Below are 15,607 nucleotides of genomic sequence, written 5' to 3'. Positions count from 1 at the left end.
ATTGCTTCTTAAAAACCAAATTAAGAAGAGCTGAGCTGTGGGCCTCACTCCGACATCAGCGCCACCGGCGGCACGCGGGTGCACCTGCACTACGACAACCCGCTGGGCCGGCTGACCGACATCAAGCGCGTGGTGAACAACGAAGCGGTGGAAAGTACCGCTACGACGAACACGGCCAACTGAGCGAAGTGATCAACCGCAACGGTGATTCGGTGCGCGGCTTCACCTACGCCGAAGGGCTGATGACCAGCCACAGCAACGCGCTGGGCCTGGGCTGCCACTATCGCTGGGAAACCATTGGCGACAAGCCGCGCGTGGTCGAGCACTGGACCAGCGACGGTAAGCACTACCATTTCCGCTACGACCTGAGCGCCCGCACCAGTTGGGCCACCGACGTGCCCGGCCGCGAGCTGGAAGTGCAGTACAACGCCGACCATCGCGTGGTTGCCAGCCGGGACTATGGTGGCGAGCGCTATGCCATCGAGCTGGACGAGCAGGGCAACTTGATCGGTCTGGGCCTGCCGGACGGCAACAAACTCGCCTTCAAGTACGATGAATATGCCCGTCTGCTGGAAGAAATCGACCCGCTGGGCCGCAAGATCGCCTATGAGTATCACCAATTTACTATTTGAGGAGTTATTCGAACGTAATGAAAGTGGCCGCTTGACAGCTCAATCGCACGCCGACAAATCTTCGAATACGACGACGCCGACTGCTGTACATTCAGGGCAAAGCAAAGCTCAAGCGCTGAGCGTAACTGACTCACATCACAACAAACATATGTATCTGGGTGCATGCTAGATGAAATCCTATAATATTGAGCGGTATCAAAAGGTTCATGTTTGGGTGGGTACTAATTTTTCTTCGGAGGTGGACTACCTAAAGTATTTTGAATTAGACCACTCTGTGGATTTGGATGACCCGGCATATAAGGTTTGTGGGTTTTGTAGAGATATTGGTGTTGAATGGTATGATGAGGATTTTATAGGGATCATGCCAAGAAGGGCAGAAGAAGTAAGTTTGGATGAGATTTTGATGGACTCTGCAGTTGATTCTGAACATATTAATTCTTTGAAAGCAGAGTGCTTGAGGCTTGGGATTAATAAAGCTAATGCAATTTTTTGGTATTCTGATGCGGGGGCAAATATTTCTAAGCCGCTAAAATTGAATTATAATGGCTTGAAATATGTAGGGCTGTATGAAGGCGAGTGACCGTCTGAAATAAGGAGAGTTGGCTCTGTCAAATGTAGGCGAAGACAGTATTTTACGGAATTTCAATAATGCGATCAATTCAAAAATCATCAAAAATAAGTCGTTCGATGATCCGCTGGTGTCTGCTTTAAAGTAACTTTGTGGGTTTCTTTTAGGGGCGGCTTTCACGATTTATTGGATGGTGATTAGTGCGAGATAGAGGGGGTGGCATGTGCGACTTGGATTTCACGCTGTGCAGTATTCCTATGCTTTTGGCTCGTAATGAAAGTGCTGCATATCAATCTCAGATTGTCGAGCGTTATACTGTGATAATGGAATTTCTGTGATCGCATAAGATAATTAACATTAACCCTTTCGACGAAAGGGGTCAGCTCAAAATGGATCTGGTAGTCAAGAAGTCTGATGTTGCCGAAAAATGTCTAGAGCTATTTAAGAAATCTATTCCTGCTTGGCATTCATTTGTTGATAAAGGCGGAAATGTTAAAGATATCAACAAGCTAGAAAGGGCTTTGGCTAAGCTTTAGTTTTCTGTCTTGTGGTTAAGTTAGGAGCGAGCGCTAAGGAAATACTTACTTTTCTTAGGGGGCTGAAAGTGAAAATATCAATGGTGTAGTAAGCGGTTCTATTGAGATTGTGAATTTCAGGGAGAGGTTGTAGAAGTTTTTTCTCCAAAAAAGGAAGGGTTTGCTCTGGTTCGTGATCGAAAGAGTTAAGAACGACTACTCAGGCACTCAGTCGAGGCGTTGAGCGACTTTGTTCTGGTTGGGTAGACATAGTTTCAGAGGGGCTGCAGGAGGGATGAAGTGATTAAATTGAATGATATAGTTGAAGATATCAAAAATACATTTACAGGGAGAAAGTTTTTCTTTGATCGCGCGGAGGTTTCGGCAGGTATTGTCTTGCCTGAGGCGTGGGAGAGTTTTGGGCTGCGTCTCGACGATGCTCCCGCATATCCTGATAGCTGGCAGTCGTATTCTACTGAGTTCCCTTCAGTCATTGCGCTGCTAAATAATAGTCTGCTGGGTACCGTTTTGCTGGCTGATGATAAGTTGGAGCTGTTGTATGTTTTCCATGATGCGAACGGCTTCTATTATTATATAGGTGGGTTACCTGTTGAAGGGGTTGCGACTGATAAGGAAATGTTTGAGGCTCTTCCCATAAAACTTCAGAGTTTTTATCGGGAAGTTCATGATGGATATACATTTTTCCCTGCGCGCTCAATGGGGCCACAGAGCCTAAGTGATATTTCGCGTGTGTCGGACTTCATTGACGAAGAAGACGTTTCGTTTGCGGACAGCTGGATTACCCTATTTTCGAATGGTGGTGGAGACTTTGTCGCGATAGATATGGAGGCGGAAAAATCTTCGGAAGGCTTAATATGGTGGCATGAAAATCCTACGACGCCAGAGTATGGAGTTGATATTTTCGAAATAATGGATGCTTGGATGACCGTATTCTTGGAAGGCACCAGGTCTCGCGAAGAGTTAATTGCTAATTTTTACTGATTCTTCTTGAGTTAGTACTCCAGTCATGGCATGAATAATAATCAGGCTTCATTGGTGTTTCACCTACGCGATAGCAATGCCTGGGCCTGTGCTTCTACTACAACAGGGAAACCATTGGCGACAAGCTGCGGGCGATGGAGCCCTGAATCAGCGACGGCTTGCTCTACCATTTCGGCCAAATGCTGTAAGGGGATTGAATTTTTCATTTTTGGGGAGGCAAAATGGCTGTTCCTAGCGCTCAATGTAAAATGGTGGCGAAGCACGCATTGCGAGTTTTTGGCGGTCAACTCAAGGTGCAAGCTTATTATGATGATGCTAGAACTTTGTCGATTGATTTGTTGACAACGCTTGACTCGCTACATGCAGGTGTAAAATCCATTGGTACTATAGGCCTATCCGAGATTCCTTTATTAACAGCCGATGGAAATGAATTCGGCACGCGGGTGGAGCTTTGTGCCGGAGCATTGACTCAAGAAACCTATTGGGAGAATGCGGTAGCGTCGGCTGCGTTTCATATCAGAAAACAGCAGGCCGCAGTCATGCCTGGGGACGTGGTTCGTGATATCTTTAGCGAGTATCTAGTGCGGCCGAAAATGCCTCATATTTATCTAACGATACCGTTTATGTGGAACGACTCCTACTTTCCTGAGCTTCAGTATTCAACTTTGAAAGTTAACTGGCTGCAATGTATCGCCATCTATGAAGAAGAGCGGGTTTTCATAGAGCAGTATGGTGGTGATGTTTTTGATAATCTCCTATCTGAACAGGAGATAAACACGTTAGATTGCAATAGGCCGCGAATCGTTTTTTCTGATTAATTATTTCTTAGAGGAGTGCGTGAGCTATATAGATGTTTTCGAGCGGTCGACAGAATATGGATCGGGTGATGAACTTAGAAAGCTTCAAGGATGAGGTTGTTAGGAGGTTTGCGGACGAGCGCTCCGAGACCTCTGGAAAGCGGCCCCCACCCTTTGCAGTAGAGGGCCCTACCAAAACGCTCACCCGCACTCACCGCTGCTCACGCGTCCCCAACACATCTCGAATATTGTCCACCACATTACTGTCCTTGATCACATCGCTCAGCCAGCCTTCCAACGGCATATTGCCCCATTTGATAGCGCGTTCGATCAAGTAGGGCACCGGGCTCTGGGGTTCGCTCTGCTTGAAGAATTGGGCAATGCCCGCAAGCATGGTGAAGGCTTCGTCGCGGGTCAGTGGTGTGGTGCGCATTTGCGCAGGGGCGGGGGCCTGTGCGGGTGTCGTCATCGGTTCACCTGGTTCGGCGGCAGGGGCGGGCGTGGTGCTCGGTTCAGGCGTGGCCACGGTGGCAGGGTGCAGCTCGACGCCGCGGTCCTTGAGCAGTTTCTCGGCCAGCTGGCTGGCCCTTGACAGCATGTCGGCGAGGCTGGCGAAGCTGGGTGCTTCGTGGCCGAACAGGCGGTCGATGGTCACTTGCAGGCGGTTGCAGGTCTGCAGGCTTTCGGCAATCTGCAGGGCTTTGTTGCGCAGGTGCTCGGTGTCGGTAAGGGCGACCGAGCGCTGGAAGATCTCGGCGTTGATCTTGCCTTCGTCCAGTGCGGTTTGCATGGCCTTGGCATTTTGCAAGGCGAGGTTTTCTACGTGGCGTGATTCGTCATAGCGCAGCACGCCGAAATTCTGCCCTTGGGTAATGGGCAAGCCACCGGTGATGTCGGTGAGGGTCGTCTTCAGCCAGGACAGCCGCGCGGCGCGCTCGTCCAGGCCGTCTTCGAGGGATGGGTAGGCGGTTTCCCAGAAGCCTTCCAGGATGCGCTCGGTCAGTTCCAGGCCGAAGGTGATGCCTTGGAAGTGCTCACGCTGGGCCAGGCCCTCGCTGAGCCAGGCCACCAGCATCAGGTCCTTGCTCTGGTGGGCGAGCCCTTCGGCTGAGAGGGCAATGGCCTTTTCCCAGTCGGCGGTCTTCAGGTCTGTTTGCCAGTCGCCCTGGGTAAGGTAGTCAGGGTCTGCCCGGCGCGCCTCCTTGATCTGGTCGAACAAGGCGGAGAAGCTCAAGTCTTCGCCGCTGCCACCGTCGATCGGCGCGGCCAGCTCGGCCAGCGAAAGGTCGTTGAGGGTTTCAGGCATAAGGCACTCTGGTCAGGGAAGGAGAAGCGCGCCGGCCAGGCCGGCACGCTGCGGATATGGGCCGCTTGCGCGGCCCATGGCAAAGCGAACGCTTAGGCGAACACTTTGTTCGCGGTGCGGTCCCAGCCACCAACGATGTTGCCGCCAGCCTGGCCGTCGGTACGGTTCTGCTGGGTGTAGGTGGTCTTGATGCGAGCGAAGTTGAAGCTGATTTCTTCGATCGGCAGGTCGCTGACCGCTTTGTCTTCACCGGACTGGTTGCCACCGGCGACGAAACGCACCGACGACACCACGACTTCTTCCATGTCGATGGTCAGGTAGGTCACCTTGTCACCACCGGCACGGTTGACGTTGAGCTTCAGCTTGGCAATGTGCTTGCCGGTGCAGCAGTGTTCGAACAGCTTGGCCGAGGCCTTGTCGACATACTTGCGGATCTTGAAGTCGCTCAGGGCGACACGCTCGGAGGATGCACCGCCCGAGGAGCTGGCGGTCGCCGAGGTGGCCTGGGTGGCGCCGTACTCGTAGCCCAGCACTTCGATCCAGTCCTTGTGTTTGTCATCCAGCACTTCGCCTGGGATGCCGTCGATTTGGATATACGCGTCAAATGCCATTGTGAAACTCTCCATTTACATCAGTGAAGGGGCGCTCATGCGTCCCTTGGTTTTGACCCCTGCGAACGTGTCGGCAGGGGTAGCTTGCCGCCCTCCAGGCTTCCTCCTGTGAGGCCCGGATGGCCGGTTCTTGCCGCGTGGCCTCAGTTCAGGCCGCGCACTTCGATCTCTACCCGACGGTTGGGCTCCAGGCACTTGATCAACTGCGCGCGCGGTTGCTGCATGTCGCAGTTGACCAGGGGCTTGCGGCTGCCTTCGCCGCGGGCATCCACCAGCTCGGCCGGCACGCCCTTGCCGACCAGGTAGGTGCGGATGGTCTGTGCCCGTTGTTTCGAAACCTGCAGGTTGCCCTGGGTATCGCCGAGCTGGTCGGCGTGGCCGGAGATGATGATCTTGCCGATGTTGGGGGTGTTCAGCAGCTTGCTGGCGATGGCGCTCAGCTGGTTCTGACCTTCGTTGCGCAGGCTCTGGAAGTCGGCGCGGCCAAAGGCGAACAGGGTGTCGGACTCCAGGGTGATGGTCTCGATCGAGCGCAGCGACTGGGCCTGCAGGCTGTTGATGTAGTTGCGCGAGCTCGACATCAGGAAGGCGTTGTCGAGGATGCGCGGTACGTCCGGCTCGCGAATCTGGTCGCTGTAGAAGGTGATCTGGCGGCTGGCGTACAGGTAGTCCTGGTTGCCTTGGGTGTCGCCGGCGCTGGCCGCCATGCTCTTGCCGGTATGGCGGGCGATGGCCGGGTACCAGTAGTCCGGCAGGCGTGCCTTGAGGAGTGCCGGGTCGGCCTTTTCCCGCTGGGCAGGCGAGAGCATCACATAGGTATCCAGGGCGGCCTTGCCGAACTCGGCGATCGACTGGGCGCGGTTGTCATGGGGCAGGGCTTCGGCCTCGACGCTGTCCACGCCTGTCACCGGCTGCAAGGTGTTGGTGTTGCGCTGGTAGACCTTGAGCGTGGTCAGCAGGTACAGGGTACGGGTGAGGTTGTCGGCCGTGGGCTTGAGCATCACGTTCTGCAGGGTAGCGAAGTAGCGGCTGCGTACCAGCGGCTCCACGGCATGGCCCTGGTACAAGCCCAGGCGCATGCGCAGCGGTACACCATGCTGGCGGTGCTGCTGGAAGTAGTGCTCGGTCCAGAAGCGCAGGCGGTCGAGGCTGCGCCAGGCGGTGTACTGGCCGCTGGCGGCCTGGTCCTGGGCCTTGGCCTGGGCCAGCTCGTCGGCGAGGGTGGCCAGGGTGCTGCGGTTGTTGAAGTACGACCAGCCCCACAGGCTGCACAGCACCAGGCCTGCCAGGCTGGCGGCGCCCACCCAGGCGGCCTTGCGCCGGCGCTCGCGCTGGTTGCTGGTGTACAGCGCCACCAGGTGCTGGTCGGGGATGATCACCTTGCGGAACAGGCTGTTGATGAACAATGGCGCCGGCTGGCTGGCGGTGCCGGCGCTACCCTGGCCATGTTCCAGGGCAAAGCGCTCGGCGACATGCTGGCCGTGGCTGCCCCATTGGGCCTCGTCGGCCTCCAGCGCGGCGGTGAAATAGAACCCGCGCAGCAACTCGGCATTCTGGTACGGGTTGGCCCGCAGCAGGCTGTCGACGAACTGTTGCAGGCGCGGCTTGAGCGCGGCCAGCTCCAGCGGGAAGCGGTAGGCGGCATTGTTCTGCCGGGTGATCAGAATGTCCTGCTGCACCAGCTGCTGGGTGGCCACTTGCTGCCAGTAATCGGTCAGCTCGTCCATGGCCTTGCCGAAGCGCTGGCCCCAGTTGGCCTGCTCATAGCCTTTGTGGGAGAAGGTCTTGCCCATCACTTCGCCGCGGGCGGCGTCGTCCAGCTGGCGATAGAACGGCATGAAGCCAGGAATCAGGTCGCACTTGGTGAACACCAGGTAGATCGGCAGGCGCACCTCGAGCAGCGCACAGCTTTCCTGGATGCGTTCGCGCAGGCGCTTGGCCACGCGCTCGCGGTCTTCGGCCGAGCCCTGCAGGATATCGGCGATGCTGACGCTGACGATCAGGCCGTTGAGTGGGCGGCGTTGGCGGTGCTGACGCAGCAGCTGCAGGAAGCCGCGCCACTTGCCCGCTTCTTCGGGGCTGTTCATGTAACGGCCAGCGGTGTCGAGCAGCACGGCCTCGGAGCTGAAGAACCAGTCGCAGTTGCGCGTGCCCCCCAGGCCCGCGACCCGGGCACCCTCGCGTTCGGCGTAAGGGAAGTTCAGGCCCGACTGCAGGATCATGGTGCTCTTGCCGGCGGCCGGCTGGCCGATCACCAGGTACCAGGGCAGGGTATACAGGGCGTCCTTGGCCGCTGTGCCGCGTGGTTTGTTGGCGCGCAGGCGTTCCAGGCTCTGCAGCAGGCGCTCGCGCAGCAGGGTGATTTCCTCGCGGTCGGCTGGCGGAGCGTTGAGCACGGCCTGGTCGGCATCGTCGCGCAGCAGCCCTTCGAGGTTGCGGTGCTGGCCGACGCCCCGGTACATCAGCAGTACATAGCCTGCCGACAGCAGCAGGAATACGCCGATACCTGCCAGCAGGCTGTGCAACGAGGTGAAACCCAGGCCACGGCCGACGGCCCAGACCAGGAAGATCACCAGGAAGAACGCCACCCCGAGCAGGTAGGGTTGGTAGCGCAGGCAGTAGTACTTGATCTTGTTCATACAGGCGTCGCATCCAGCGCATCGACGAAGCGGTCGATGACGTGTTCAAGAGGTCGGTCGTAATCGTATGGGCGCGTCGCCCCGGCCAATGGGCCCAGCAGCTCCAGGTGCAGGCGAGGCTGCGCACTGGCCGTGAGCAGGTGGTAGGCACTGGTGGCATGGGGCGACGGGAAGCAGTACAGCCGCGGGTGCATGAAGTCGTCGGCCAAAAGGCTCACTGCCGGCACGTCGTGGCGCCCGCTCATGCGCGTCAGCCAGGTCAGCCAGAGGTCGGCGGTGGGGTTCTTCAGGCCGCGCTCGGCGGGCAGGGGCAGCTCGATGCCGCCTTCGAAGTCACCGTGCAACGCGCCGCGGGTCGCCTCGAGCCGGGCCAGCGCCGTGGCACTGTCGAAGCCAGGCCAGGAGCCATGCAAGGCGCGGGCGATGTCGCTGAAACTGAAGTCATGCAGGAACTTGGCATGCACGCGGCGGAACAGGTCCAGGTCCTGGGCCTGTAGCGGGCGCAGGGCCTTGATGCGCTCGAAGATGCCGGCGCGGTCGGCGCCTTGCACCGCCTGGTGCAACAAGGGCTTGATCTGCGCGCTGAACAGCTCGCCCAGGGTGAACGGGTTGAGCAGCGCTTCACCTTCCTGGCCCTTGAGCAGCTGGAAGATGAAGAACGGGTAGCGCCGCTCGCTGGCATCGCGCGAGCTGAGCAGGCCGCCCAGCAGCCAGTTGCCGGTGCGCGCACGGTAGCTGAAGAAGCACATCGGCAGCGGGTCGAACAACGCCTGCCAGTCTTCGCGGTGGCGCATGGCCGCCAGCGAAGCCTGCAGCCAGGCGTCGAACTCGCAGACTTCCTCCGCCGCGCCATGCAGGCTGACGAAGTCCGCGCTCGACGGGAGCTTGCCGAAGCAACCGATCATTGTGCGCCCCTGCCGCTGTCGTTCAGCGCACTCAGCGCCTTGACGTCGCCCAGGTCGGTCAGCTTGACGCCGCCGAAGTTGCGCACCAGCAGGCTGACCCGGCCGTTGGCGGTGTTCCAGCTGAAGCGCTGCTGGATACCGTCGAGGTCTTCGACTCGGGCGCTTTCGTTCATGCGCAGCAGGCCCCAGCGCCCAGGGAAGTCGAACACGGTGACGCGTGCGCCGCTCAGGGTGATCACGTCCAGGCGCGCGCCCGGCGCGTTGCTCTTGCCCGGCCAGGCGAAGCGGTTCCAGCTGCTGCGGCCGTTGCGGTAATGCTGCTCCTGGCCATCGAGGGTGAAGACGATGTCGGTGAAGTTGCCCGACGGTTCGAGCATGATCTCGAAGCCGTTGTCGCGGTCCGACAGGCTGGCGATGACCTGGCCCACGGAGCTGGCCTTGTCGATGCTGCGCAGCATGCCTGGGTTGACCAGCGAAGACGCCTTGCCGTCGCCCAGGCCCAGGCCTTCGCCACCGGAGAGGTTGCCGATCTCGTTGCGCTTGAAGGTCGGCAGCAGGCCGCTGTCGGGGTCGACGAAGCGCTGCAGGTCCTTGACCGAGGCTTCGTTGCGGCTGCCGGTGGCGATGGGGTAGCGGTGCGCCATGACCTGCTCCCAGGGCTTGGCGATCTGCTGGGCCCAGGCCTTGGCGATCTGCTGGCCGGCCGGGTCGCGCAGGGTTTCCCAGGCGTACTGGATCGGCAGGCTGAACAGGCTCTGCAGCGAGCGCGACAAGCCATCCTGGCTGGTGTCGACGCTGGTTTCCACGTAGTTGCGCACGGTGGTCACCTCGCTCGGCTGGCCTTCGAGGGTTTCGCTGATCAGCTGCTTGCTGCTCTTGCCCACATCCTGCGAGCGCTGGATGTTGTTCATGCGCACCTTGAGCTTGCGCAGGGCGGCCAGGTAACGGTCCATGATGGTGCTGTCGGCGCCTTCTGCGTTGTGCTCGGCGAACACACGCGAGATCGGCTCGAAGCGCTTGGCCAGGCTGCCGTCGTCGATGGCCGGGAGGGTAGGGGCGACGTCGGTAGGCAGAGCGTCCTTGTCGTCGAACAGGCCGGTGACCTTGCTCCAGAAACCGTCCACGCGGGCGTTGCCGACGCGCGGGATCTCCTGCTTGATCGGCAGGTCCCACTGGGTGTTGTCGTTGACCGCCGCCAGCAGGTTCTTCACCGGCGAGTTCTGTACGTCGCTGAGCAGCCCGAGCTGCTGGGTGGCCGAGGCCAGGTCGGCGAAGTGGCGTACACCGACGCTGCTGACCATCTTGTACCAGGCCTGGGTGTAGTCGCGCTTGTAGCGGGTCATGAACTCGCGGATGAAATTGGCCTTCTGCACGATGGCATCACCGCCTTCGCCGTCCAGCACCCAGTCCGATTCGTTGCGCAGGTTGCCCGAGACCAGCTTGATCAGCTCGGGCTTGACGAAGGTGTCCCAGCCCTGGCGGGTATAGATGGCCGGGACGCCGGCCGAGCCGTACAACAGGGCGCGGCCGGGCTGCGGCACCAGGTCGTTGAGGCTCAGGGCCGGGAACTGGCGGCTGGCTTCGAGCTGCAGGCGCAGGTACTCACGGTCGACCAGGGAGCTGGAGAGCATGAACGACTTGAGGTTCTGCCGGGTCTGGCTGATCAGTTGCTCGTTGCGTGGCAGCGACGGGGCCTGGCCCTGCTCGAGCAGTTGCACGTACAGCGGGGCGTTCTGCGCGATCACGCCTTCGCCGGCCGCGGCGCCTTCACCGGCGGCACTGGCCCAGGCCTGGGGCAGGCTCGCGGCGATGAACGCAGGGTCCGGGTGCGCCTTGGGCTCGGTCAGCAGCAGGTACAGCTTGAGGGTGTTGTAGGCGTCGATGATCGAGGCCACCTGCTGTTCGTCCAGGCGCCCGAGCATTTCCTCGGAGAGCGACAGGCCCCCGGTGGTGGCGGACAGCTCGGCGGCATCGCTGGCCGTGGCCAGGTTGACCTTGGCGGCATAGGCGCCGACGCGGGTCTTGCCCAGTGCCGCCTTGGCCTTGGCGGCCACCGCCGGTGCCAGGCGCTTGCCGTTGTTGCGCTTGGGCGCCGGGGCAGGGGTGAACTGCAGTTCCTGGTTGATGCCGTCGGCGAAGGTGTTGAAGGCGCGCATCTGCACCTGCAGTTGACGGGCGATCGGCTCCAGGGCCTGGCTGCGCAATTGTGCCAGGTAGGCGGTACGCGCCACCTGATGGATCGCCTCGCCCTGGTACAGGCCAGCGCCCAGTTGCAGCGGTACGCCTTGCTGGCGATGGGTTTCCACGGTCGCCATCTGCTCGCGCAGCACTTCCAGGCCTTCGCCGGCCGCCAGCCGCTGTGGGCGGTCTTCGGCTTGGTCGATCTTGGCCAATTCCGCGCGCAGGCCGTCCAGCCATTGGCGGTTGTTGGCGAACGACAGCGCCTGCCAGGCGATGAACAGCACGCCAGCGGTCGCCGCCAGGCCCAGCAGTAGCGGGCTGAACGCGGCCTGGCGGCCCAGGCGCGACTGGTACAGGGTCAGGTCACGGTCGGGGAAGATCACCCGGCGGAAGGTGTCGGTGATGAAGTAGCTGCGGTTGCCCTGGGGCTTGCCGGTGGCCTGGGCGCCGTCTTCAGAGGCGGCTTGCAGGGCGAATTCATCGGCGATGGCGTCTTCGTACACCTGGCCCAGTTGCTGGTCGGTCTGCAGGGCGCTGGTGAAGTACAGGCCGCGCAGCAGCAGCGGGGCATTGCCGCGGTGGCCACGGGTGAAATGCTCGAGGAACTGCTCGAGCACACCGCGCAGCTCGGCGAAGTACTGCGGGAAGTTGAGCAGGGTGCTGTCGGCCTGGGCGCCGAGCGCGATCATCTGCGCATCGACATGGCGGCGGATGTGGCCCTGCAGGTTGTTGAGGCGGGTTTCGAGTACCGCGTGCAGGCCGTTGTTGCGGATTTCGGCCAGGCCGAAGGTCATGCCCAGCGGCTGCTGGCGTTCCTGCAGGTCGAGGCCTTCGAAGGCCTGGTTGAAGCCCGGCAGCTGGTCGGTCTTGCTCAACATCAGATAGACCGGTGGGTTGGCATCCAGGCATTGGGCGTATTCCTCCACCCGTGCCACCAGTTGCGCGGCCAGCGCGTCGCGCTCGTCGCTGTTGGCGGCCAGCAGCTCGGGCAGGCTGACCACCAGCACCAGGCCGTTGATCGCCGCCTTGCCCCGTTGCTTGCGCAGCATGCGCAGGAAGGCCGAGAACTCGCTGGCCGACTGGTCGTCGCGCAGGTAGCGGCCGGCGGTGTCGATCATCACCGCGTCCGGGCTGAAGTACCAGTCGCAGTGCTGGGTGCCGCTTTCGCTGTCGTTGGCGGTGGCGATGCTGGCCGACAGGCCCGAGTGGGTCAGCAGCGAGGTCTTGCCGGCCGCCGACATACCGATCACCAGGTACCAGGGCAGGTCGGACAGCGCCGCCTTGCCGCCGCCACCGGCGGAGCGGTCGGTGCGGAGCATGGCGATGGCATGCTTGAGGCGCTCGCGCAGCACCTGCTGGTCACGGAACTCGCCGGTGGCGTTCCAGGAGCGGTCGACCTCGATGTGCAGCAGGTTCTCGAGGTTGTGCTCGGCGCGGATACGCTGGTACTGGCGCAGCACGATCACCAGCAGGAAACAGGCGCTGATGATCGCCAGCGCTTCGGGCACATGGTGGCGCAGCCACGGTACCAGCGGCGCGAACAACCAGCAGACCAACAGGCTCGCCAGCCACAGCAGTGGCAGGAGAATCCAGAAACTCTTCAACAGACGCAATAGTGTTTTCATGTCTTCCTGACTCGGCTACCTGGGTGGGCTCAGGCACTGAACAGCTGGCGGATTTGTTCGGAAAGGGCGTCGACGTCCTTGCCCAGCAACCAGTCGAGCGTCAGGTACACGGCGACGCAGACCAGCGCGATCAACGCCAGGTACACCCACAGCGGGACTTCGTGGCGCAGCATCTGCGACACCTGGTCCGGCAGGGCCCAGTCCGGCGACAGGGTTTTCGGTGGTTTGCGGTAGCGGGCGATGTCCTGGCCCAGGGTGTTGGCCAGGTAGCGCAGCTGGTCGTGCTGGCCGAGACCGAACTTGCCTTCGAAGCCCAGGGCCAGGCACAGGTGGTACACCTCGAGCACATCGACGTTCTGCTTGACGTCGGCGCGCAGCGCGTCGACCTTCTCGAAGAAGCCCTCACCGGCCAGGTGCACGCCGAAGTAGCGGAACTGCAAAGGTTGCAGCTCGAAGTGCCGGCGCAGCTCGTTGTCGCCCGAGCGCAGTACGCTTTCATCGAGGAAGGCGCACAGGGCGTACTGGGTGTCCTTGACTTGTTCGACGCTGTAGTCGGCGGCGCGGGCTTCGCGCTCGAGGTTGGCGAAGAAGCGCTCCAGGCTGGCCTCGAAAGCCTGCACCGAGGTGACCTGGCGTCCGCGGCGCACGATCAGCGCCATGCTGATGAAATCCTGGACCAGGCCCTTGAGGGTCGGTTTGTCGTGGGCGGCCGCGACGGCACCCTGCTGCAGTACGGCTTCGGTCATTTGAGCACCGCCATCAGTTCGAGCTTGAGGTTGGTAAAGGCGCTGGGCGCGTAGAAGCAGATGGTCTGGGCGTTCATCATTCGCTCATACACCGGGCCGTGGGGCTCGATGGCGAAGTACTGGTTGTCCAGGCGCACCGGGATTGCGTTGGGCAGCCGCGCAGCGTGGTTGAGGGTGACACCCGGCATGGCGCTGTTGACCACCACCTCGATGTCTTCCGGCGAGCCGACCTTGAACGCCCTGGGTACCAGCTCCAGGAGGCTTGCACCCGGCATGTCGGCATGCACCGCGATGTAGAAATCGGCCTCGACCAGGCGGGGGTCGCGCAACTGGCCCTGCCAGTACGACGGCTTGGTCTGGGTGAGGTTGATGACGATGCATTGGTTGGGCACGACGTTGTCGAGCATCACCCGGATCATCTCGTCGAGCTTGACCAGCGAGGCGGCCGGGTCGTGGTGGTCGTACTCGGGGATGTCGCTGAGCTGGGTGTCCAGGGTGAAGGTCAGCAGCCCGCCGGCCAGGTCGGCCAGGAACAGGTACAGGCGCTCCGGGTGCAGGCGCGGGTGCGCCAGCAGATGGGCCAGCTGCGGGTGGGCGCGGTTGACCGTGTTGAGCAGCCAGAACAGGGTGACGTCGCTGGAGCCGAACTCGGCGATCTGGTCAGCCCGTTCGCGGCGGCGCCCGGACAGCGCCTTGCTCTTGGCCTGCAGGGCGCCGAGCAGGCGCTTGCCGATGCCGGCCAGGGTGTCGTGGCTGCCCAGGTGCAAGGTCGGGTGGACGAAATGCGGGTCGAGGTTGAAACCACCCATGCTGTTGCGCGTCAGCTTGGCCAACGGGCAGTGGCTGTAGCCGTCGAGGCTGTCGCCGTCGACCAGCAGCACCACGTTCAGGCGCAGGCTGGTGATTTCGTTTTCCAGCTCGCCTTCGTTGAGGTCGGGCAGGGTGTCGAACTGTTTGCGAAAGCGACGTGCGGCCTTGTGCTCCTGGCCATCCTCGACGTAGTTCAGGCCGAACGGCTCGGGCAGCTTGAGCGCGGCGTAGACCTTCAGGTCGTTGGCCTTGAGCAGGTCCTTGAGGTCGCGGGCGGCCGGCAGCGGGTCGTGCTGCGGGGCGTCGTACAGGCTGCCGTCGGGGAACACCAGCTTCAGGCGCTTGAGCTGCAGCGACCCGTTGGCCAGGGCGTCCTCGTCCACCTGCAGGGTCTGCACGCCCCAATGGAACGGGGTGCTGCGCAGGGTCGCCTCGGCCAGCTGGTGCTGGTGGAACTCATCCTGGTACTGGAAGTGCTGGGGCAGCAGGAACATGCCTTCCGACCACATCACCCGGCTCTGCTTGCTCATTTGACGCTATCCACTAGAGAGTTGAAGGTTGAATCCATGGCGTTGCGCGCCGACTGGCCGGCGGCGTCGCTGGCCTTGTCGATGACCGCGTCCTGCACTTTGTCGGCCAGGGCGGGCGCTGCGTTCTTTTGCTGCTGGGCCGCCAGCTGCTCGGCGGTGGGCGGCTTGTTCAGCACGTCCACGCCGCGCATGGCGGTGATTTCGGTGTTGTCGACGAGGATGCGCAGGCCGTCGGAGGAGAACCAGATGCCGTCCTTGCGCAGCGAGTTGGCATCGAAGGCGACCTTCCAGCGCGCATCCTGTTCGTCGCGGAAGAACGCCGCCACGCCGACATAGCGGGCGTTCTTGGCCAGCGGCCACTGGTCGATCTGGCCCATGCCTGGCAGCAGGGTGATCTCGCGGGCCTCGACCAGGGTGTTGCCCAGGGCTTTTTCCGGTGCGTCCCAAAGGGTGTCGGCGTCGGCCGAGGCGAAGCGCTCGAGGTCGGTCAACTGGTACACGCGCATCACCACCGACAACGGCTTGCCATCGGCACCGGGGTTGAGCGTATTGCCGCCGTCGGAGGTCAGGATCACTTTCTCGCTGTCGGCCAGCATGTCGGCCGCCCAGCTGTCTTCCATGCGCTTGCCGATTCGGTCGGTGACCCCGCAGCCGGCCAGGGCCAGCAGCAGGGCTGCGGCGGCCAGGCGCTTGAGGGTGGTGTGGTTGTGTTGCATGACGGCTAAACCTCCGGGTACTGG

General features: G+C 61.2%; 12 protein-coding genes and 1 pseudogene. 5 read left to right on the top strand and 8 right to left on the bottom strand.

Annotated elements, in window-relative coordinates; all coding sequences use genetic code 11:
- Window positions 1-39: 39 nt before the first annotated feature.
- From K8374_RS12265 to K8374_RS12245, 5 genes and pseudogenes are all read left to right on the top strand, one after another.
- Window positions 40-626: pseudogene (locus K8374_RS12265) on the top strand (type IV secretion protein Rhs); the annotation flags it as partial.
- Between the two features lie 175 nt (window positions 627-801).
- A complete protein-coding gene (locus tag K8374_RS12260) occupies window positions 802-1,212 on the top strand; it encodes an immunity 22 family protein (RefSeq protein ID WP_224455778.1) in 411 nt (136 codons plus the stop codon).
- A 377-nt stretch (window positions 1,213-1,589) separates the two neighbouring features.
- Window positions 1,590-1,736: a hypothetical protein gene (locus K8374_RS12255; protein ID WP_224455777.1), complete on the top strand. Its 147-nt coding sequence runs from the start codon at window positions 1,590-1,592 to the stop codon at window positions 1,734-1,736.
- A 279-nt stretch (window positions 1,737-2,015) separates the two neighbouring features.
- On the top strand, window positions 2,016-2,717 hold the full coding sequence (locus tag K8374_RS12250; protein ID WP_224455776.1) for a hypothetical protein: 702 nt from the start codon (window positions 2,016-2,018) through the stop codon (window positions 2,715-2,717).
- Between the two features lie 221 nt (window positions 2,718-2,938).
- Window positions 2,939-3,535: a suppressor of fused domain protein gene (locus K8374_RS12245; RefSeq protein ID WP_224455775.1), complete on the top strand. Its 597-nt coding sequence runs from the start codon at window positions 2,939-2,941 to the stop codon at window positions 3,533-3,535.
- A 190-nt stretch (window positions 3,536-3,725) separates the two neighbouring features.
- Here K8374_RS12245 and tssA read toward each other — a convergent pair whose 3' ends face one another.
- From tssA to tssJ, 8 genes are all read right to left on the bottom strand, one after another.
- Entirely contained in the window at window positions 3,726-4,820 is a 1,095-nt protein-coding gene (gene tssA / locus K8374_RS12240) for a type VI secretion system protein TssA (RefSeq protein WP_224455774.1), read from the bottom strand.
- A 92-nt stretch (window positions 4,821-4,912) separates the two neighbouring features.
- Window positions 4,913-5,431: an Hcp family type VI secretion system effector gene (locus K8374_RS12235; RefSeq protein WP_224455772.1), complete on the bottom strand. Its 519-nt coding sequence runs from the start codon at window positions 5,429-5,431 to the stop codon at window positions 4,913-4,915.
- Between the two features lie 143 nt (window positions 5,432-5,574).
- The gene (gene tssM, locus K8374_RS12230) at window positions 5,575-8,070 is read right to left on the bottom strand and encodes a type VI secretion system membrane subunit TssM (protein ID WP_224455771.1); all 2,496 of its coding nucleotides are present in this window, start codon (window positions 8,068-8,070) and stop codon (window positions 5,575-5,577) included.
- Window positions 8,067-8,975, bottom strand: coding sequence for a type VI secretion system-associated protein TagF (gene tagF / locus K8374_RS12225; protein ID WP_224455769.1), 909 nt, complete (start codon window positions 8,973-8,975; stop codon window positions 8,067-8,069). Before tagF ends, tssM begins: the two co-directional genes overlap by 4 nt.
- Window positions 8,972-12,781, bottom strand: a complete 3,810-nt coding sequence (locus tag K8374_RS12220) for a type VI secretion protein IcmF/TssM N-terminal domain-containing protein (protein WP_224455767.1) — start codon at window positions 12,779-12,781, stop codon at window positions 8,972-8,974. Before K8374_RS12220 ends, tagF begins: the two co-directional genes overlap by 4 nt.
- 29 nt (window positions 12,782-12,810) lie before the next feature.
- Complete coding sequence (gene icmH, locus K8374_RS12215) at window positions 12,811-13,527, bottom strand: type IVB secretion system protein IcmH/DotU (protein WP_224455765.1); 717 nt, start codon at window positions 13,525-13,527, stop codon at window positions 12,811-12,813.
- On the bottom strand, window positions 13,524-14,867 hold the full coding sequence (tssK, locus tag K8374_RS12210; RefSeq protein ID WP_224455763.1) for a type VI secretion system baseplate subunit TssK: 1,344 nt from the start codon (window positions 14,865-14,867) through the stop codon (window positions 13,524-13,526). The genes icmH and tssK overlap by 4 nt, the downstream gene beginning before the upstream one ends.
- Window positions 14,864-15,583, bottom strand: a complete 720-nt coding sequence (gene tssJ / locus K8374_RS12205) for a type VI secretion system lipoprotein TssJ (protein ID WP_224455761.1) — start codon at window positions 15,581-15,583, stop codon at window positions 14,864-14,866. Before tssJ ends, tssK begins: the two co-directional genes overlap by 4 nt.
- Window positions 15,584-15,607 lie beyond the last annotated feature (24 nt).

Source organism: Pseudomonas sp. p1(2021b) (assembly GCF_020151015.1).
In the GTDB taxonomy this organism is placed as follows: domain Bacteria; phylum Pseudomonadota; class Gammaproteobacteria; order Pseudomonadales; family Pseudomonadaceae; genus Aquipseudomonas; species Aquipseudomonas putida_K.
Note: the sequence above shows the minus strand (reverse complement) of the source record. Positions and strands in the feature narration are given on the sequence as shown.